Source organism: Paractinoplanes rishiriensis (assembly GCF_016862375.1).
In the GTDB taxonomy this organism is placed as follows: Bacteria; Actinomycetota; Actinomycetes; order Mycobacteriales; family Micromonosporaceae; genus Actinoplanes; species Actinoplanes rishiriensis.
On record NZ_BOMV01000036.1, the window covers coordinates 16,478 to 34,712 of the forward strand.

Below are 18,235 nucleotides of genomic sequence, written 5' to 3' on the forward strand. Positions count from 1 at the left end.
CGGCGGGTCCGCCAATCCGCCGTACCGGCCCGGTGCCTGACCGAACGTTCAGGCACCGTCGCCGTACGTGTCGGATCTTGGGGTTCTTACGAGGATGCCGCGATCTGCGACTGCTTGCGCCACCTGATCCCGGCCTCGATGAACTCGTCCAACTCACCATCAAATACCGCGGAAGGATTGCCCGTCTCCTGCTCGGTTCGCAGATCCTTCACCATTTGATACGGGTGCAGGACGTACGAGCGCATCTGGTCGCCCCAGGAGCCGGTGGTGTCCTGTTTGAGGCCGGCCATCTTGGCCTCCTCCTCCTGCCGCTTGCGCTCGAGCAGCCGGGCCTGGAGCACCCGCATGGCCGAGGCCTTGTTCTGGAGCTGGGACTTCTCGTTCTGGCAGGTCACCACGATGCCGGTCGGAATGTGCGTCAGGCGCACAGCCGAGTCAGTGGTGTTCACGCTCTGTCCACCCGGACCCGACGACCGGTAGACGTCGGTCCGGATCTCGTTATCCGGGATGTCGATGTGGTCGGTCTGCTCGACCACCGGCATCACCTCGACGCCGGCGAAGCTCGTCTGCCGTCGGCCCTGGTTGTCGAACGGGCTGATCCGGACCAGCCGGTGGGTGCCCGACTCGACGCTGAGGGTGCCGTACGCGTACGGCACCTTGACCGCGAACGTGGCGGACTTGAGCCCGGCCTCCTCCGCGTACGACGTCTCGTAGACCTCGGTCGGGTAGCCGTGCCGCTCGGCCCAGCGCAGGTACATCCGCATCAGCATCTCGGCGAAGTCGGCCGCGTCCACGCCGCCGGCACCGGCCCGGATGGCCACCACCGCCTCCCGCGAGTCGTACTCGCCGGAGAGCAGGGTGCGGACCTCCATCTCCTCGACGGCCTTGCCGAGCGCGACGACCTCGTCGCCGACCTCGGCGAGCGACCCCGCGTCGGACTCGGCCTCGGCGAGTTCGAGCAGCACGCCGGCGTCGTCCAGGCGGGACCGCAGGCGCTCCAGCTTGCCGATCTCACCGGACACGTACGACAGGCGGCTGTTGACCTCCTGGGCCCGGGCCTGGTCGTCCCACAGGTCGGGGGCGGAGGCCTGCTCCTCGAGTTCGGCCTTGTCCCGGCGCAGCCGGTCAACGTCCAGGACGTTCTCGATGTTGCGCAGGGTGGCGTCGAGGGCCTTCAGTTGCTCCGGGAAATCAGCGGTCACGACATTCAAGACTACGCCGCCCGGCCATCCGGCCGGGCGGGGCGGTCGAATCGAGGAATCAGTTGGCCGGTGCGGACTTCAGCCAGGTCAGCGCGGCCTTGTGGTAGGCGACCGCGAATTCGAGCGCGGCGGACCCGTACGCGTCCCCGTTCTTCTTCGCCTCCTTCGCCTGCTCCTTGGCCATGGCCAGGGCTTCCGCGTGGTATTCGTTGGCGCCGCTGTAGAGCGCCTGCAACTGGGTACCACTGTGCTGCTCGCCGAAGGCGACCCGCAGCGCAATCGGATTGCGCAGGGCGTCGCGGCCGGGAGCCTCGGCGAGCCACCGGCTGAAGGCGCGCTTCCCGGAGGCGGTGATGGCATAGGGCTGGCTGGAGCGGGGGCCGGGCTTGCCGAGCCGGACGTATCCCATGTCGGCGAGCACGGGCAGTTCGCGGTAGACCTGGCTCCGCGTCATCGACCAGTAGGGCCCGAGGCGGCGTTCGGCAGCCGCCATGAGCTGTCCGCCGGTCATCGGCCCCTCGTGAAGCAGGCCGAGCAGAGCGGCAGCCGTGGGATTGATCTGAGAGTCGGGCATGCCTTCTAAGCTGCCACTTTGTCGCGCTGGCGTCCAGGATTTCGCCCGATCCGTCCAGTTTGCGTCTCCACAAACGACTGTCCCGCACAGACAGTCCGACCACGAGGGTCGAGACGGCGCGTTTAACCGGCAAGCGGGCTTGTGACCAGGTAAAATGGTGCAGATAAATCGGTCAGACGGCGATGCCGGGCAGCAACCGTATAAAAAGGTACGGCTCGCCTCCGTGAAGCGCGCTAATCTGGACAATCACCGCAAAGGCCGGGCGCGCGTCGGTAAGCGCCGCCGCGTACCCTGAGCCCCATGAGTGCCCCGGACGCCACAACGGACGCCGATCGCCCCACGGCGCGCGGCATCCTCCTGGCGCTCATCTGCCTGCTGTGGATGGCCGCGATGCTCTGGTCGGCCCGCGCCTCCATCACCAGCCGCGGCAATGCCGAGGCCGAGGTGACCTCCACGGCGTACGCGTTGCCCGGCGTGGTCTCGGCCGGCCTCGTCACCGGCGCCGCGGCCGGACTCGCCGTGCTCGCGCTGCTGAGCCGGCGCCGCACCCTCGGCACCACCGCCCGGTTCGCCGTCACCACCGGCACCGGCCTGCTGATCGGCCTGCTCGGCGCGGTCACCATCGTCACCATCAACACCGAGGGCTGGATCTACGCGGTGGTCGGCGGCACGATCGCGGCGGCGGCCACCATCGGCGGTGGACTGGCCGGCGTACGCGTGCCGCAGGTGGTCACCGCGATCTGCTGGGCGGCCGTCGCGGTCTTCGTGGTGGGCTTCGTGGTCAACCTGTTCCAGGACCCGCTGCTCGGCCTGCTCGGATCGGGCGACAGCCGGCAGTCCCAGGCCGACGCGGCCCGGTGGTTCACGTTCTTCCAGGCGGCGGTCTCCGGCCTGGCGGCCGGCCTGACCGCGTACGCCCTCCTGCGCCGCGGGCCCGGCGGCGCCGCCTGGCCCTGGTACGCGGTGGCCGGCGCCGGGCCCGGCCTGCTGCTGGTGGTCGGCGAGCTGCTGACCCGCACGGCCGGCTCCCGGGTGCTCGACCTGGCCGGCCGGGTGAGCGATTTGGAGCTGGTGGTGCAGCGGATGCTCAGCGGCGCCCGGTTCAACAGCGCGCTGGTCGTCCTCTTCGTCGGCGCGGTGACCGCCATGGTCGCGATCGGCCGCACCATCAAGCCGGCCCCGGACGACGCCGAGACCGAGCCGGTGCCGGCTACGAAGTAAGGTCGTCCAGCTCGGAGACCGCGTACCACTCCAGCTCGTGATCCTCGGCACCGTCGACGGTGAACTGCGCGTCCGGGTCGCCGGCCAGCGCCTCCTCCACCATGTCGGCGGCGGCCGCCACCTGCTCGGCCGCGTCGGCGCCGTCCACATGGATCGAAGCCACTTCCTTGAGCGACACCGGCTGCGGCAGCCGCACGGTGCTGGAGCCCAGCTCGGTGTCCTCGCGCACCAGGGCGGTCGACACCACGTCGGCCGACACCACGACTCGCCGCCGCGGCGCCGCCGGATCGTGCCGCAGGAGCCGCAGCGCACCCTGGGCGGCCCGGGTGAACGCCACGTACTCGAGTTCCTCCTCGTCACCCTCCGCATACCACTCGCGGAGGTTCGGCGTCACCGCGTGTGCAACCACCGGACCGTCACCCAGCTGTCCCGACGCGCGCAGGGCCGCCAGCATCGGCACGGTGGCCGGCACGTAGACCCGGACCAGCTCGGTGATCGGCACGTCTCCTCCTGCGGTTGGACCGTCCCCGTAGTACACCGCCGGGGCGGTGCCGGGAAGGCCCATTCCATCAGTCGTGTCCGGATCGTGGCGTGCCGGGCCCGGCGTTTCCGGTCAGCATCCGCAGGCGGCCGGCACCGGTGCGGTGAGTGGATCGGCCGGGGCGGCAACATCACCGTCGGGCGTACGCAGCGCGAAGCCCTCCCGCACCCAGTACTCGACCCCGCCGAGCATCTCCCGCACGGTGTAGCCGGCCAGCGCGAACGCCAGCGCCGCCCGGGTGGCCCCGTTGCAGCCCGGCCCCCAGCAGTAGGTGACCACCGGCGTCGCCGGGTCGATCAGGCCGGCGGCCCGGCTCGCGATCTCCGCGGTGGGCAGGTGCACGGCGCCCGGTATGTGCCCCTGCTCCCAGGCCAGCGGGCCGCGCGAGTCGACCAGCACGAAGCCCGGCTCGCCGCCGTCGAGCGCGGCTTGGACGTCGGACACGTCGGTCTGGAATTCGAGCCTGGCGGCGAAGAAGGCCGCAGCGGTGATCGTCATGCCCGGAACGCTACGGAGGCTGGCTGCTCGATGACATGGCCATTCAACGGCCGTCGGCTCGGACTGCCGCGGAATGCCGGGTAGATTGCCGGGATGACCGCGGACTTCCTGCCCGACCGGACGGATTGGCGCCTGCTCGCCGAGTTGCAGCGGGACGGCCGCGCCTCGTACGCGGAACTCGCCCGGGCCGTGGCCATGTCTCCCAGCGCCGTGGCCGAACGCATCCGCCGGCTCGAAGAGGCCGGCGTGATCGCCGGTTATCGCGCCACGGTCGACCCCGAACGCGTCGGACTGACCGTGATGGCCTTCGTCCGGCTGCGGTATCCGACCGGCAACTACCGCCCGTTCCACGCCCTGCTCGACTCCACCCCGGAGATCGTCGAGGCGCACCACGTCACCGGCGAGGACTGTTTTGTGCTGAAGGTCCTGACCCGCTCGATGCGCCATCTGGAGGAGGTGACCGGCCGCATCGCGGGCCTGGGTGCGGTGACCACCAGCGTGGTCTACTCAAGCCCGCTCGCGGGCCGCGAGATCGCCGCGCCACCCGACTCGGGCAGGCAAACGTAGGCTGCCGGTGGCAAACTTAGGCGAACGCATCGAGGAGGTGGCCGGATGGAACCGCGATTCCTGCTGCTGTCCGACGTCGCCGCCGAGCTGAACGTCTCCGACTCGCAGGTCTACCACATGGTCCGCAGCGGCGAACTCCCCGCCATCAAGGTCGGCGGCCGTGGCCAGTGGCGCATCGAACGGGCCCGGCTTGAGGAGTACATCGCCCAGAAATACGAGGAAACAGCGGAGTGGGTACGCCGCAATCCGCTGACCGACCGCGAGCCCGAGTGATCTAGCGCCCGCTTTGCTCGTCTTCCCGCATCGGTCGAGCCTTCACATTCGCCCGTTGACCCTCCGACGGCGCCTTCGCCACAATGCTGTCGAGCGCAAACGAAGGCAAACGTAGGGAAGGCGGTATCGGATGAGACGCACAGTCGAGGTCGCGACCAGCGGTCCCCGCCCGTCGATCAGCCTGCGTCCGGTCCCGCCGTGCGAGCCGCCGTTCGACGACGAGCTGGAGCCCGTCGTCTGGGCCACCGCCCACCAACTGGCCCTCGAGTGGGCTCCCGCCCGGCAACGCCCGCCGCACGCCGCACCACCGCCCAGGCCGCCGCTCCCCCGGTCGGTGGTGGCCGGCGCCTCGCACGAGGCCAAGCTCGCGGTACACCGCTTCGTGCGCCTGTGCGTGGAGGTGCTCAACGGCCACCGCCCGCCGGCGCACCTGCGCCAGCTGTCCCGGCCGGCCGAGGCCGGTTCCGTGATCGCCCAGGCCTTGTCCGGCGCCCGCCGGGTGGCCGACCTGCGCCGGACCACCCCGGCGCGCCGCCCGCCGCGCCGGCCGGCCCCGGTGGCGGTGGTCCGCCTGCGGCTCTGCGAGCCGCGCCCCGGCGCGGTGGAGGCGGCGGTGGCCCTGGTGACCGGCGAGCGCACCTGGGCGATGGCCCTGCGGCTGGAACGTCACGACGAGTCCTGGGCCGCCACCGCACTACGGCTGATCTGACCGAGCCCCGGGGCGCTCGCCGTGCTCTGACGTTGGCCGCGGGCGCCCCGGGCAGCATCGGGCCCGCCGGCGAACGACGCCGGCGGGCCGGATGATGCCGTCAGATCAGGCTGCTCCGCCCGGAGCGCCGTGGCAGCGCTTGTACTTCTTGCCCGAGCCGCAGTAGCACGGCGCGTTGCGCGACGGCCCGCTCGACTCGGCCGGTTGGGCGCCGCGCGCCCGGGCCGACGTGTGGGCCGGGCCGGCCGGCACCGGGGAGCCGCCCGCACCGATGCCCAGGGCCGGCGCCTGCGGCTGCTGGATGACCGGCGAGCCGCCGCCGGCCTCGCCGTCGATGGCCGGGGCCGTGTACTGGAGGTTCTGCGGGCGGCGACCGCCGCCCAGACCCTTGGCCTTGACCTCGACGCGGTCCGAGTCGGTCATGTTGTCGGAGCCCATCACACCGCCGGCCGGCAGCGGCACTGCCTTGCTCGGGTCGACCGTGACGGTGGGCTGCTCCTCGACCTGGACCTCGAGGTTGAAGAGGAAGCCGACCGCCTCCTCCTTGATGCCCTCCATCATCTGGTTGAACATGTCGAAGCCCTCGCGCTGGTATTCGACCACCGGGTCGCGCTGCGCGTAGGCCCGCAGGTTGATGCCCTCCTGCAGGTAGTCCATCTCGTACAGGTGCTCGCGCCACTTGCGGTCGATCACCGCGAGGAGCACCTGCCGCTCGAGCTCGCGGATCGCCTCCGAGCCGAGTTCCTGCTCGCGGGCCTCGTACGCGGCCCGCGCGTCGTCCTTGAGCTGCTGCACCAGGAAGTCCTGGTCGACCGTGCTGCGCTCGCCGCCGGACTCCTCGACCACGTCGTCGATCGTGACGGTCACCGGGTAGAGGCGACGGAGGTTGGTCCAGAGCTGGTCGAGGTCCCAGTCCTCGGCGTAGCCGTCGGACGTGGCCGCCAGCACGTACTCGCCGACCACGTCGTCGATCATGTGCTGACACTGCTCGTGCATGTCCTCGCCGTCGAGCACGCGCTTGCGCTCGGCGTAGATGACCTGCCGCTGCTTGTTCATGACCTCGTCGTACTTGAGGACGTTCTTGCGGATCTCGGCGTTCTGGCCCTCGATCTGGGTCTGCGCGCTGCGGATCTGCCGGGTCACCATCTTGGACTCGATCGGCACGTCCTCGGGGATGTTGAACCGGTCCATCACGGCCTCGACCGCGCCGGCCCGGAACCGCTTCATGAGGTCGTCCTGCAGCGAGAGGTAGAAGCGGGACTCACCGGGGTCGCCCTGCCGGCCGGACCGGCCACGGAGCTGGTTGTCGATGCGCCGGGAGTCGTGCCGCTCGGTGCCCAGGACGTAGAGCCCACCGGCCGCGACGACCTCGCCGGCCTCCGCCTCGCAGGCTTCCTTCCAGGCCGGCAGGACCTCCTCGAGCGCCTTCGCGTACTCCTCGGGGCTTTCCGCCGGGTCGAGGCCGCGCTGGTGCAGTTCGGCCGACGCGAGGAACTCGGGGTTGCCGCCGAGCAGGATGTCGGTGCCACGGCCAGCCATGTTGGTGGCGACCGTGACCCCGCCCTTGCGCCCGGCCTGGGCGATGATCGTCGCCTCCTGGGCGTGGAACTTCGCGTTCAGCACGCTGTGCGGGATGCCGCGGCGGCGCAGCAGCTGGGACAGGATCTCGGAGTTCTCCACCGAGACCGTGCCGACCAGCACCGGCTGGCCGGTGGCGTGCCGCTCGGCGATGTCCTCGATGACGGCGTCGAACTTGGCCTTCTCGGTCTTGTAGATGACGTCCGGGTGGTCGATCCGGATCATCGGCCGGTGCGTCGGGATGGTCACCACGCCGACGCTGTAGACCTTGTTGAACTCGCCGGCCTCGGTCTGCGCCGTACCGGTCATGCCGCCGAGCTTCTCGTAGAGCCGGAAGTAGTTCTGCAGGGTGATGGTCGCCAGGGTCTGGTTTTCCTGCTTGACCTCCACCCCCTCCTTGGCCTCGATGGCCTGGTGCATGCCCTCGTTGTAGCGGCGGCCGTGCAGGATGCGGCCGGTGAACTCGTCGACGATGAGGACCTCGCCACTCTCGTTGACGATGTAGTCCTTGTCGCGCTTGTAGAGCTCCTTGGCCTTGATGGCGTTGTTCAGGTAGCCCACCAGCGGGGTGTTCACCGACTCGTACAGGTTGTCGATGCCGAGGCGGTCCTCGACCCGGGACACGCCGCGCTCGGTGATCGCCACGGTGCGCTTGGCCTCGTCGACCTCGTAGTCGCCGGAGCCGTCCTTGCCGCGCTCGAGCCGCTTCACGATGGTCGCGAACTCGCCGTACCAGCGGGCCGAGTGCTCGGCCGGGCCCGAGATGATCAGCGGGGTCCGGGCCTCGTCGATCAGGATCGAGTCGACCTCGTCGACGATCGCGAAGTTGTGGCCGCGCTGCACCAGCTCGTCCTTCGACCACGCCATGTTGTCGCGCAGGTAGTCGAAGCCGAACTCGTTGTTGGTGCCGTACGTGATGTCGCACTGGTACGCGGCGCGGTGCTCGGTGGCCGGCCGGTTCGGCAGGATCACGCCGACGGTCAGGCCGAGGAACACGTGCACCCGGCCGACCCACTCGGCGTCCCGCTGGGCCAGGTAGTCGTTCACCGTGATGATGTGCACGCCCTGGCCGCTCAACGCGTTGAGGTAGGCCGGGAACACGCCGGTCAGGGTCTTGCCCTCACCGGTTTTCATCTCCGGGATGTTGCCGAAGTGCAGCGCGGCGCCGCCCATCAGCTGGACGTCGTACGCCCGCTGGCCGAGCACGCGTTTGGCACCCTCGCGAGCCACCGCGAACGCCTCGACCAGCAGCGAGTCGAGCGACTCGCCGTCGGCGACACGTTCCTGGAACTGCTGGGTGCACTCGCGCAACTCGTCATCGGTCAGGTCGACGTAGTCGTCCTCGATCGAATTGACCGCGTCCGCGATCGCCTTGAGCCGGCGCACCATGCGGCCTTCACCGGCACGTAGGACCTTTTCCAATATCGACACGGGTCAGCGCTCCCCTAGACAGTTCTGCCGGACCATCGTAGGCACCCTTCCGTCGAACCTGTGACCCGAGCCTCCGGTTAACCGAACAAAAGGCGCGAAACAGGGCATGGAGTTCGCTGACAGCGCAGCGATTGCGGCAGGATTACCCGCGAATCGGCAACATCAGGAGGGTACGTGAGTCTTGGCGAGATCAACGGGAGCGGCGTCCGGCTGCGGGCGTACCGTCCGGACGACGCCGAGGCGGTCGCCGCCGGCTACGACGACCCCCTCTGCCACCGGTTTCTGCCCCCGCTGCCATCCCCGTTCACGGTGCGACACGCCGAGCGTTTCCTCAGCGAGGGCGTGACCGCCATCTTTGCCGAGGGCGGCGTGGCGTACGCGATCGCCGACCCGGAGACCGACGATCTGCTCGGCGGGATCGGCTTCGACAAGGTGGTGCCGAGCCGCGGTCAGGCCGAGATCGGATATTGGGTGGGTTCCTGGGCGCGTCGGCGTGGCGTGGCCACCGCGGCGGTCCGCGCGCTGAGCGCCCACGCGCTCGGTTCCGGTCTGCACCGGCTCGAGTTGCTCACCCACTGGGACAACCCGGCCAGCCAGCGTGTCGCGCTCGCCGCCGGCTACCAGCGCGAGGGGGTCCGCCGCGGCGCACTGCCCGATCGCGACGGCGGCCGGGTCGATCTGGTGGCGTTCGCGCGCCTGGCCGGCGACTCCGGCGACCCGGCACCCCGGCCGCTGCCCGACCTGCCCGGCGGCGAACTCACCGACGGTGTGGTGCGGGTGCGCCCGACCCGCCCCGAGGACGCCCCGTTCGAGACCGAGCTGCGCAACATTCCGGACGTCTGGGCGACCTCGGTCCCGGCCAAGCCGCCGACCCCGGACGAGGTACTCCGGCGGTGCCACGAGGCCGAGGGCATGTGGCTGGCCGGCATCCGCGCCGACCTGGTGATCACCGACGCCGCCGGCACGCCGGCCGGCAACCTCGGGCTCTACTACCTGGAGCCGGGCACCAACCAGGCGATGATCGGGTACAGCATGATGCCGGAGTTCCGCGGGCGCGGTTTCGCGTCCCGGGCAGCCCGGCTGCTCGCGCAGTGGGCGTTTGCCGAGACCGACATCGCCCGCCTCATCGCGGGCACGCTGCCGTCCAACACCGGCTCGCAGCGGGTGCTGGAGAAGGCCGGCTTCCACCGCGAGGCGGTGCTGCGCTCGCGGCTGCCGGGCCTGGACGGCGACCGTACGGACGACGTCCAGTTCGCGCTGGTCAAGGAGTCAGGCGGTGGGCGCGAGACAAGCGCGCCCACCGATAGGGAAACTCAGGCGGTGGCCTCGAGCGACAGGATGCCGTAGTCGTAACCCCGGCGCCGGTACACGACGCTGGGCCGGCCGCTGTCCTTGTCGAGGAAGAGATAGAAGTCGTGGCCGACGAGTTCCATCTGGAACAGGGCGTCGTCGACGGTCATCGGGTCGGCGGGGTGTTCCTTTTCCCGCACGATGCGCCACGGCTGGCCCTCGTCGTGCTCGACGAGTGCGGTGGTGACGGACACCGACGATGACGGCTCCTCGGCCGCCTGGGCGAGGCTGAGGTCGGTGGGCAGGCCGGCTGTTGCCGCCGCCACGGAGACGGGGGCGTGCCGCCCGCGGTGCACCCGGCGCCGGTCCGCGGCACGGCGCAATCGGGAATCCAGCTTGGTGATGGCGCTGTCCAGGGCTGCGTAGAAATTCTCGGCGCACGCCTCGGCGCGTACGACCGGTCCTCTGGTCATGACGGTGATCTCGACGCGCTGGCACGTGTCGGACTGGCGCGGATTGCGTTCGTGGAACAGTTCCACGTCGGCGCGCATCAGTTTCTGGTCGTAACGCTCGACCTTGCTCAGCTTGTCGGCGACGTGTTCCCGATAGTGGTCGGGAACCTCTACGTTGCGGCCCTTGACGACAATGTCCACTCGTGACCTCCCCCAACGTTGTTACTGCGGGCGCCCTTACGCGGGTGCCTGGGGCGCCGGACTACGGGTATGGCGACGCGGGTGAGAAATTCTCACCAGGCGTTACCGATCGTGAATGAGACGACTCCTTTCCGGTGGCGGTTGCGGATCGCTCCGCGCTTCCGGTGGGTTGGGCAGGCATCGCACTTACCCTCGTCACCAAGACGCTAACGTGCCGATGCTCTCGCGTCACCCCTCGTTTCGGATAGCCGAACGCCGAGGTTCCGTCTTTCGGTGGCGCGAGGAGGAACTCAGGCGAAGCCGGTCGGGGTTGCTCTGCGTAACCTTGTTGCGGCTAGTACCGCGGCGCCCGCGACCTGCATGTTCGCCTCCTCGAGACGGCGCGTCACCGTGGCCAGCGTGGCCCCGGTCGTGACGATGTCGTCCACCACCACCAGCGTGCCCTCACCCGGGGCCCGCTGTCCGGCAAATCGCCTGAGCCTCAAAAAGGCATCGTGGCCCGGCTTGATTCGCAGCGAACTCTCAGCCGCCGCTCGCCGCCCGGGCGCGTCGAGCCCGGCCGAGTCGGCCCGGGGCAGAGCCTTCAGCGGCCGGGCCAGCCGAGCCTCCCAGCCGGCCGCGCGCAGCCGCCGCACCGCGTGTCCGGCCAGCCGGTTCATGTGGTCGCCGTGCCGCTCGCGGGCGGCCGCCGCGGTGGACGGCACCGGCACGACCGTGACCCGGCGGCCCGGCCCGGCGAGCGCCGCCACGGCCGACGCCAGCAGCACGCCCAGCGGCCGGGCCAGCCGGTGCCGGCCACGCTCCTTGTAGGTGAGCAGCGCGCCGCGCAGCGGCCCCTCGTACGTCCCCACGGCGACGCAGCGCGGCAATCCGGGCGGCGGTGGCACCGGCGCAGTCCGGAAGGGTCTGAGCGTCTCCAGGAGGGCGGCACAGCCGGCGCACACCCCGTACCGGAGGCGGACCCGCTCGGCGTCGCAGCCGGCGCAGGCGGCGGGCAGAACCAGGTCGGCGAGATCGGCGAGCAGTGCGGACAAGAGCGGGCTCTCAGTCGAGGAAGAACGGCGCCGTCGGCCGCATCCCGGCCGGCGGGTTGTTGGTGGGCCCGGCCAGGTCGGACAGGGTGATCGGCACGGGCGTGGAGAGCGCGTCCCAGGCGCCGCCGGCGACGGTGTAGGACACCAGGGCGGATTTGTCGCGGCTCACCGGGTTGGCCGGGTACGCGGTCAGGTGGCTCACCGTCTTGTCGCCGATGTCCGGTAGCCGCTGGGCCACCAGCGCACCGTCGATCGACATATCCATGATCGAGACCCGGCCGTCGCCGCGGGTGCCGGCCACGGTCAGCCAGTCCTCGCTGTTCCAGGCCACCGCGCCGACCGTGCTCAGGGTCGGCGCCAGCAACTGCTCGGGCGGGCTCAGCGTGCTCGCGTCGCCGCTGGTGCCGAGGACCGTCCGGTAGAGCCGGCCGCCGGCCACCAGGGCCACCCGGCGCCCGTCCGGTGCCACCGAGATGGCGCCGATCGCCCCCGGCGCGCCCGGCAACTCGACCGGCCGCGCCTTCGACCCGTTCGCGCCGAAGCTGTAGAGCTTGCCGTTCACCGTGATCAGGCCGATCGCGCCGCCCGCGTCGCCGTCGCCGGTCACCGCCCAGACCGGCCGGCCGAGCGTGCCGGACAGCCCGCCGACGTCGTTCAGCGCGGCCTGCTCGCCGGGGCGGGCGGCGGCCACCCGCAGGCGCTGGCTGCTGCCCGAGCCGGACACCGCGGCCAGGAACGTGTGGGTGGCCGAGGTGCTCATCGCGGCGGCCGTGAAGCCCTTGTTCTCCGCGGGCTTGAGCACCGGGACCGGTTCGGTGGCCCGCGGCGCGTCGAGCACCCGGCGGATCACTCCGTTGAAGATCACGAAGCGCTCCGGCAGATCCTGGAGCCGGTTCGCGGGGTTGCTGCTGAAGTAGTCGGTGTCGCTGTACTGCACCGGGTCCTGGTGGTCGAGCTTGAGTTCCATGGTCCGCGGCAGCAGCGGCCGCAGCGACCACTGCAACTGCCGGCGCAGCAGGTCGCGCGCCTTTTCGTCGCCCGGCTGCACGGACTGCGCCTTGAGCGTGACCTGGAGCGTCTCGTCGCTGATCGCCGGCACGTTGTCGGGTGCCGCGGTGCCCTGCGGCAGCGGCAGCACGCCGTTGCCCAGCCACTGCGACGGACCGCCGGCCAGCCAGTTGAGGATCATGGTCGGCTGCTGCACGGTCGGCACGCTGCGCGGCATGTAGCGCAGGTCGGGCACCAGACCGGTCTGGTCGGTGTTCCAGAAGTAGATCGTGCGGCGCTGGTAGAAGTCGTTGACCGCGCTGTCGGTGAGGAACAGCACCGGCGGCGCCGAGGTCACGAACAGGCCCCGGTCGGCCACCTCGGCGACGCGCAGCGTGTAGCCCTGCGCGGCGGCCGCCGGGTCGGGCGTGGGCTCGAGCACGCCGTTGCTCTTGAGCACGCCGACCGTGCGCGCCCGGATGGTGATGTCGGGGTCGCCCGGAGTGTAGAGCGGCTTTTCCGCCATCCGCACCACGCGCACGTCCGGGCCGGCCTTGAACCCGCTCGCGGCCTCCTCCGACATGAACGCCTTGACCCGGGCCAGCGCTCCCTCCGGGTCACCGGCCGCGGCCTCCAGGTAATACTCGACGAACTGGACCGGGTCGGTGGTCGAGTCGCGGGTGCCCTGCACCGGCGGGCTGCCGTCGTCGTCGACCGGGTTGCCGGCGGTCGGCCCGTCGCCCAGCACGGTCACGTCGCTGTTTTCCGGGATGCCGCAGCCGCCGGCGAGCAGCACGGCGACGGTGGTGGCAGCCAGCAGCCGGCGCATCACACCACCTCCACGGCCGGCTCGGCGGCATCCGGCCCCATGACCCCCGGCTCAGCGGCCGGTGTGCGGTCGCGCGGGATCAGGGGCAGCGGCGCGGACAGCAGCCGGTCGCCGGAGCGGATCGGCAGGGTGAGCCGGAACTGGGCGCCCTCGCCGGGCGCGCCCCACGCCTCCAGCCAGCCGCCGTGCAGCCGGGCGTCCTCGGCGCTGATCGACAGGCCCAGGCCGGTGCCGCCGGTCTGCCGGGCCCGGGACGGGTCGGCCCGCCAGAACCGGTTGAACACCAGGCGTTCCTCGCCCGGCTTGAGGCCGATGCCGTGGTCGCGCACGGTGATCGCCACCGCCGCGTCGTCGGCCGCCAGGGTGACCTCGACCGGACGGCCCTCGCCGTGCTCGACCGCGTTGCCCACCAGGTTGCGCAGCACCCGCTCGACCCGGCGCGGGTCGACCTCGGCGATCACCGGGGTGTCCGGCAGGCGCAGGTCGAGCTGCACGCCGACCCGCTCGGCCAGGCCGGTGAGCCGCTCGGCCACCCGCTCGCAGATCGGCACCAGATCGGTGTGCTCGGCGTCCAGCGCGGCGAAGCCGGCGTCGAACCGGCTGATCTCCAGCAGGTCGGTGAGCAGGCTCTCGAACCGGTCCAGCTCGGCCTGGAGCAGCTCGGCGCTGCGGGCCACGGCCGGGTCGAACTCGTCGCGCTCCGCGAAGATCAGATCGGCGGCCATCCGGACCGTGGTGAGCGGGGTGCGCAGCTCATGCGAGACGTCCGAGGTGAACCGGCGCTGCAGGCGGGACATCTCCTCGAGGCGCACGATCTGGCGCTGGAGGTTGGCGGCCATCTGGTTGAACGACGCGGCCAGCAGGGCCAGGTCGTCCTCGCCGTCCACCCGCATGCGCTGGTCGAGCAGGCCGGCCGAGAGCCGCTGGGCGGTGCGTGCCGCGTCCCGCACCGGGTTGACCACCAGGCGGGTGACCAGGCCGGCCACCACGCCGAGCAGGATGACCAGGGCCAGGCCGGTGACCAGCACGGTGGTGCGGATCTGGTTGGCGGCGCTGTCCTCGGTGGTGAGCGGGACCATGTAGTAGAGCTCGACCTGGCCGAACCCGGTCGGCACCGGCGTCCCGTACACCAGATATTTGACGGTGTCGTCGTTGATCGTGGCGGTGCGGACCTGCGTCGCCTTTTTACGCCGGCCCGCGACGTCGGCGATCAGGTCGTCGGTGATCAGCTGGCGGGTGTCGACCTTGGCCGAGGTGAACGGCGTGATCTCGGGGAACCGCTCGGCGCGGATCGACACGATCGACCCGCCGGACTCGGTGGGGTCGCCGTCGGCCAGCGCGATGACGATCGTGCTGATGGTCGACGGCAGTTTCGGGTCTTTGGTGCGCGGATGGACGGTGAGCTGCGAGATCGCGTAGTCGACCTTGCTGTCCATCGAGGCCCGGACCTCGTCCTGCGCCCGCAGCAGCAGGATGTCGGCGCTGCTCGCCGCCACGAAGTAGCCGAAAGCGCCGACCAGCAGGCTGGACGCCACCAGGGTGAGCGCCACGACCCGCAGTTGCAGGGAGCGCCGCCAGGCCCGGCGGGCCGGCGCCGAGGCGTACTCGAAACGGCGTACGCCCAGCCGGAAATATCGCCGCAGCACCCGCAGGGGGCGGCGGACGGACATGGGCAACCAGGCCGGGGCTCGCATCTTGCGGCAAGGTTAGCCGCTCGGGGTGGTTACCCGGTGCCCGCCTTGTAGCCGACCCCACGGACGGTAAGGATGATCTCCGGCTTTTCCGGATCCGGCTCGATCTTGGCCCGCAGCCGCTGCACGTGCACGTTGACCAGCCGCGTGTCGGCCGCGTGCCGGTAGCCCCAGACCTGCTCGAGCAGCACCTCGCGGGTGAACACCTGGCGCGGCTTGCGAGCCAGGGCGACCAGCAGGTCGAACTCGAGCGGGGTCAGCTTGACCTCCTCGCCGTCGCGGGCCACGGTGTGCGCCGGTACGTCGATGGTGATCTGGTTGCCCGGCGGGCCGATGGTGAGCAACTCCGGCGCGGCGTCCTCGCCCCGGCGCAGCCGGGCCCGCATCCGGGCCACCAACTCCTTGGGCTTGAACGGCTTGACCACGTAGTCGTCGGCGCCGGACTCCAGGCCGAGCACCACGTCGACGGTGTCGCTCTTGGCGGTGAGCATCACGATCGGAACGCCCGATTCGGCGCGGATCGCGCGGGCCACGTCGATGCCGCTCATGCCGGGCAGCATCAGGTCGAGCAACACGATGTCCGGCCGGCTTTCCCGGAAGGCGGCCAGGGCGCGCTCGCCGTCGGCGACGAAGCTGGGCAGGAATCCCTCACTGCGCAGGACGATGCCGAGCATCTCGGCCAACGCTGGGTCGTCATCGACGACGAGTACCCGGGCTCTCATGCGGTCCAATATTGCACTGTCCTCCTGAATACCGCGTACCCCGGTCCCGATCTTGTCGCCCGCGAGCCTAGTTGAACAGCTCCCGCCCCCAGTGGTCGTCGGGTCCGGTGACGCCCGGCGGGCAGGCGAACAGGCCGGTCGACACGTGCCGGACGTACTCGTTCATCGCGTCGAGCCGGGCCAGATTCAACTGAACGGGTACGAACGCGGTCCGCGGATCGCGCTGGTAGGCGATGAAGAACAACCCGGCGTCCAGCCTGCCCAGGCCGTCCGAGCCGTCCACGAAGTTGTAGCCGCGGCGGAGCATCCGGGCGCCGCGGTTCTCGTCCGGGTGGGCGAGCCGGACGTGCGCGTCGACCGGGATCGTCGGGTCGCCGTCGCCGTTGCGCGCGGTCAGGTCGATCTCGTCGAACTCGCCGGACCGGCCGAGCGCCGCGCCCACGCCCTTGGTGCGGCCCACGATGGTCTCCTGCTCGCCGAGCGAGGTCCGGTCCCAGGTCTCGATCAGCATCCGGACCTTCCGGGTGACCAGGTAACTCCCGCCGGTCATCCACTCCGGCCCGTCGCCGGGCTGAACCCACAGGTGCTGCCGCAGCAGGTCGGTCTCCTCGGCCTTCAGGTTGCGCGTGCCGTCCTTGAAGCCGAACAGGTTGCGCGGCGTGTCCTGGGTGGCCGAAGTGGAGGACGTCCGCCCGAACCCCAGCTGCGACCACCGCACGCTGACCACGCCCATCCCGATCCGGGCCAGGTTGCGGATCGCGTGCACCGCCACCTGGGGGTCGTTGGCGCAGGCCTGGACGCAGAGGTCGCCGCCCGAGATGGCCGGCTTGATCAGGTCGCCCGGGAAGTGCGGCAGGTCGGCCAGCGCGGCCGGCTTGCGGCCGGACAGCCCGAACCGGCCCGGCCGGAACAGGTCCGGTCCGAACCCGACGGTGAGGGTGAGCGCGGACGGCGGCAGGCCGATCGCCTCGCCGGTGTCGTCCGGCGGGGCCTCGAGGATGCCGGCCACCGCGCCGATCTCGCCGGCGTCCCGGCCCGCGGTCATCCGGGCGGCCGCCGCGGTCCACTCGCGCAGCATCCGGACCAGCCGGTCGCGGTCCTTGGTGACCACGTCGAATGCGGTGAAGTGCAGCCGGTCCTGGGCCGGCGTGACGATGCCGGCCTGCACCGGGCCGTGGAACGGCACCGCGTCCGGCGGCCCGGTGACCGTGGCGGCGCTGTCCCGGGCTCCGCGGATCAGCGCGCCACCCGCGATCCCGGCCAATCCGGTGCCGGCGAGCCCGAGGACCCACCGGCGGGCAACGGCCACGGCTACTTCCGCGCGATCACGCCGGCGATCTTGCTGATCGGTTCGGCGAGCGCGTTGATGACGTCGGTGAGGCCCTTGAGCTCGGCCTCGGTGAGCTGGGTGTGCAGCTTCCAGCCGTCGCCGGCCCGGTGTTTGGCCAGCTCGTTCTCGACCCCGGTGAAGGCCGCGTCGATCTGCTTGACCAGTTCCGGGTCGCGCTGCTCGAGTGCCGGGCGCAGGGCCGACACCGCGGCCTGCGAACCGTCCACGTTGGCGGCGAAGTCCCACAGGTCGGTGTGCGAGTAGCGGTCCTCCTCGCCGGTGATCTTGCTGTTCGCCACCTCGTCGAGCAGCTCCTTGGCGCCGTTGGCCAGCTGCAGCGGGGACAGCCGCTCGGCCCGCGCCTTGGCGGCGATCTGCTTGACGTCGGCCAGCAGCTGGTCGGCGATCGGTCCGGACCCGCTCACGTCACCGGCCACCCAGAGGTCCTTCTCCAGCCGGTGGTATCCGGTGAACGGCAGCTCGGCGGTGGCGCCGTCCTCCCGGCCGTCGATCTTGGGGTCCAGGTCGCCGAAGATCTCGGCCACCGGCTCGATCCGCTCGTAGTAGGTGCGGGCGACCGGGAACAGCGCCTTGGCCCCGGCCACGTCGCCGGCCTTGACCGCGGTGACGAACTCGCCGGTCCGGGTGACCAGCGCGTCGGTCTGCGAACTGACGTACCGGCGGTATCCGTCGGTGGCCTGGAGCAGCAGCGCGTCCTCGGTCAGCGCGGGCGCCGAACCCGAGACGGTCAGCGCGTTCCGGATGCCGGTGCCGATCATGCCGGGCTTGCAGGCGGTCTGGTAGCTGCCGGCGGGCAGTTCGACCCGCAGCTCGCGGGACAGCCCGGGGGTGATGTTCTCGACCTCGCCCATCACCCGGTCGCCGGCCGCGTACACGTAGAACTCGGTGACCTTGCTGCCGGCGTTGGCGACCGCGAAGACGTGGGTGCCGGCGTCGAGCGTGGCGGTGGCGACCTCACAGGTGGTGTCCGAGGCGCGCACGGCGATCGGGCCGCCGCCGGCCGGGTCGTCACCGGAGCTGCAGGCGGCCACCGTACCGGCCGCGAACAGCGCGAGGATGCGGAGCGAATAGCGCACGAGAGTCT

General features: G+C 71.0%; 16 protein-coding genes and 2 pseudogenes. 5 read left to right on the top strand and 13 right to left on the bottom strand.

Annotation, left to right across the window (positions count from 1 at the left end; genetic code table 11):
* Window positions 1-86: 86 nt before the first annotated feature.
* Both prfB and Ari01nite_RS16455 read right to left on the bottom strand, forming a co-directional pair.
* Window positions 87-1,202 carry a peptide chain release factor 2 gene (gene prfB, locus Ari01nite_RS16450; protein WP_438872173.1) on the bottom strand — a complete coding sequence of 372 codons (1,116 nt, stop codon included), beginning with the start codon at window positions 1,200-1,202 and terminating at the stop codon, window positions 87-89.
* 58 nt (window positions 1,203-1,260) lie between these two features.
* Window positions 1,261-1,776 (bottom strand): PadR family transcriptional regulator, encoded by a 516-nt coding sequence (locus Ari01nite_RS16455; protein WP_203782131.1) that lies wholly within the window; start codon window positions 1,774-1,776, stop codon window positions 1,261-1,263.
* A gap of 300 nt (window positions 1,777-2,076) precedes the next feature.
* On the opposite strand from Ari01nite_RS16455, the gene Ari01nite_RS16460 reads away from it, so the two are divergent.
* Window positions 2,077-2,997 carry a hypothetical protein gene (locus Ari01nite_RS16460; protein WP_203782132.1) on the top strand — a complete coding sequence of 307 codons (921 nt, stop codon included), beginning with the start codon at window positions 2,077-2,079 and terminating at the stop codon, window positions 2,995-2,997.
* On the opposite strand, the gene Ari01nite_RS16465 is transcribed toward Ari01nite_RS16460, so the two are convergent.
* Together Ari01nite_RS16465 and Ari01nite_RS16470 are read right to left on the bottom strand one after the other, a co-directional pair.
* Entirely contained in the window at window positions 2,987-3,451 is a 465-nt protein-coding gene (locus Ari01nite_RS16465) for a DUF6912 family protein (protein WP_203782165.1), read from the bottom strand. The two genes, Ari01nite_RS16460 and Ari01nite_RS16465, sit on opposite strands and share 11 nt — an antisense overlap.
* A gap of 159 nt (window positions 3,452-3,610) precedes the next feature.
* Window positions 3,611-4,036 (bottom strand): rhodanese-like domain-containing protein, encoded by a 426-nt coding sequence (locus tag Ari01nite_RS16470; protein WP_203782133.1) that lies wholly within the window; start codon window positions 4,034-4,036, stop codon window positions 3,611-3,613.
* 93 nt (window positions 4,037-4,129) lie between these two features.
* On the opposite strand from Ari01nite_RS16470, the gene Ari01nite_RS16475 reads away from it, so the two are divergent.
* The 3 genes from Ari01nite_RS16475 to Ari01nite_RS16485 all read left to right on the top strand — a co-directional run bounded on the left by Ari01nite_RS16475 (window position 4,130) and on the right by Ari01nite_RS16485 (window position 5,585).
* Window positions 4,130-4,603 carry an Lrp/AsnC family transcriptional regulator gene (locus tag Ari01nite_RS16475; RefSeq protein ID WP_203782134.1) on the top strand — a complete coding sequence of 158 codons (474 nt, stop codon included), beginning with the start codon at window positions 4,130-4,132 and terminating at the stop codon, window positions 4,601-4,603.
* Window positions 4,604-4,648: 45 nt separating this feature from the next.
* Complete coding sequence (locus Ari01nite_RS16480; RefSeq protein WP_203782135.1) at window positions 4,649-4,876, top strand: helix-turn-helix domain-containing protein; 228 nt, start codon at window positions 4,649-4,651, stop codon at window positions 4,874-4,876.
* Between the two features lie 130 nt (window positions 4,877-5,006).
* Entirely contained in the window at window positions 5,007-5,585 is a 579-nt protein-coding gene (locus tag Ari01nite_RS16485) for an Rv3235 family protein (protein WP_203782136.1), read from the top strand.
* Window positions 5,586-5,690: 105 nt separating this feature from the next.
* Here Ari01nite_RS16485 and Ari01nite_RS51680 read toward each other — a convergent pair.
* Window positions 5,691-5,990, bottom strand: a pseudogene (locus tag Ari01nite_RS51680) (SEC-C metal-binding domain-containing protein); the annotation flags it as partial.
* 83 nt (window positions 5,991-6,073) lie between these two features.
* Window positions 6,074-8,594: pseudogene (gene secA / locus Ari01nite_RS16490) on the bottom strand (preprotein translocase subunit SecA); the annotation flags it as partial.
* A gap of 174 nt (window positions 8,595-8,768) precedes the next feature.
* Here secA and Ari01nite_RS16495 point away from each other — a divergent pair.
* A complete protein-coding gene (locus tag Ari01nite_RS16495; protein WP_203782138.1) occupies window positions 8,769-9,941 on the top strand; it encodes a GNAT family N-acetyltransferase in 1,173 nt (390 codons plus the stop codon).
* On the opposite strand, the gene hpf is transcribed toward Ari01nite_RS16495, so the two are convergent.
* The 7 genes from hpf to efeO all read right to left on the bottom strand — a co-directional run bounded on the left by hpf (window position 9,908) and on the right by efeO (window position 18,227).
* Window positions 9,908-10,537: a ribosome hibernation-promoting factor, HPF/YfiA family gene (gene hpf, locus Ari01nite_RS16500; RefSeq protein ID WP_203782139.1), complete on the bottom strand. Its 630-nt coding sequence runs from the start codon at window positions 10,535-10,537 to the stop codon at window positions 9,908-9,910. The two genes, Ari01nite_RS16495 and hpf, sit on opposite strands and share 34 nt — an antisense overlap.
* Before the next feature lie 290 nt (window positions 10,538-10,827).
* A complete protein-coding gene (locus Ari01nite_RS16505) occupies window positions 10,828-11,571 on the bottom strand; it encodes a ComF family protein (RefSeq protein ID WP_203782140.1) in 744 nt (247 codons plus the stop codon).
* A 10-nt stretch (window positions 11,572-11,581) separates the two neighbouring features.
* On the bottom strand, window positions 11,582-13,387 hold the full coding sequence (locus Ari01nite_RS16510; protein ID WP_203782141.1) for an LpqB family beta-propeller domain-containing protein: 1,806 nt from the start codon (window positions 13,385-13,387) through the stop codon (window positions 11,582-11,584).
* Window positions 13,387-15,057, bottom strand: a complete 1,671-nt coding sequence (mtrB, locus tag Ari01nite_RS16515) for an MtrAB system histidine kinase MtrB (RefSeq protein ID WP_203782142.1) — start codon at window positions 15,055-15,057, stop codon at window positions 13,387-13,389. The genes Ari01nite_RS16510 and mtrB overlap by 1 nt, the downstream gene beginning before the upstream one ends.
* A 53-nt stretch (window positions 15,058-15,110) precedes the next feature.
* Entirely contained in the window at window positions 15,111-15,800 is a 690-nt protein-coding gene (gene mtrA / locus Ari01nite_RS16520) for an MtrAB system response regulator MtrA (protein ID WP_203782143.1), read from the bottom strand.
* Between the two features lie 67 nt (window positions 15,801-15,867).
* The gene (efeB, locus tag Ari01nite_RS16525) at window positions 15,868-17,109 is read right to left on the bottom strand and encodes an iron uptake transporter deferrochelatase/peroxidase subunit (protein ID WP_203782144.1); all 1,242 of its coding nucleotides are present in this window, start codon (window positions 17,107-17,109) and stop codon (window positions 15,868-15,870) included.
* A 2-nt stretch (window positions 17,110-17,111) separates the two neighbouring features.
* Window positions 17,112-18,227, bottom strand: a complete 1,116-nt coding sequence (gene efeO / locus Ari01nite_RS16530) for an iron uptake system protein EfeO (RefSeq protein ID WP_203782145.1) — start codon at window positions 18,225-18,227, stop codon at window positions 17,112-17,114.
* Between the last annotated feature and the right edge of the window lie 8 nt (window positions 18,228-18,235).

Coding starts and splice junctions, on each gene's coding strand:
- Ari01nite_RS16455 (WP_203782131.1), bottom strand. CDS start 1,776: ATGCCCGACTCTCAGATCAATCCCACGGCTGCCGCTCTGCTCGGCCTG.
- Ari01nite_RS16460 (WP_203782132.1), top strand. CDS start 2,077: ATGAGTGCCCCGGACGCCACAACGGACGCCGATCGCCCCACGGCGCGC.
- Ari01nite_RS16465 (WP_203782165.1), bottom strand. CDS start 3,451: ATGCTGGCGGCCCTGCGCGCGTCGGGACAGCTGGGTGACGGTCCGGTG.
- Ari01nite_RS16470 (WP_203782133.1), bottom strand. CDS start 4,036: ATGACGATCACCGCTGCGGCCTTCTTCGCCGCCAGGCTCGAATTCCAG.
- Ari01nite_RS16475 (WP_203782134.1), top strand. CDS start 4,130: ATGACCGCGGACTTCCTGCCCGACCGGACGGATTGGCGCCTGCTCGCC.
- Ari01nite_RS16480 (WP_203782135.1), top strand. CDS start 4,649: ATGGAACCGCGATTCCTGCTGCTGTCCGACGTCGCCGCCGAGCTGAAC.
- Ari01nite_RS16485 (WP_203782136.1), top strand. CDS start 5,007: ATGAGACGCACAGTCGAGGTCGCGACCAGCGGTCCCCGCCCGTCGATC.
- Ari01nite_RS16510 (WP_203782141.1), bottom strand. CDS start 13,387: ATGCGCCGGCTGCTGGCTGCCACCACCGTCGCCGTGCTGCTCGCCGGC.
- mtrB (WP_203782142.1), bottom strand. CDS start 15,057: ATGTCCGTCCGCCGCCCCCTGCGGGTGCTGCGGCGATATTTCCGGCTG.
- mtrA (WP_203782143.1), bottom strand. CDS start 15,800: ATGAGAGCCCGGGTACTCGTCGTCGATGACGACCCAGCGTTGGCCGAG.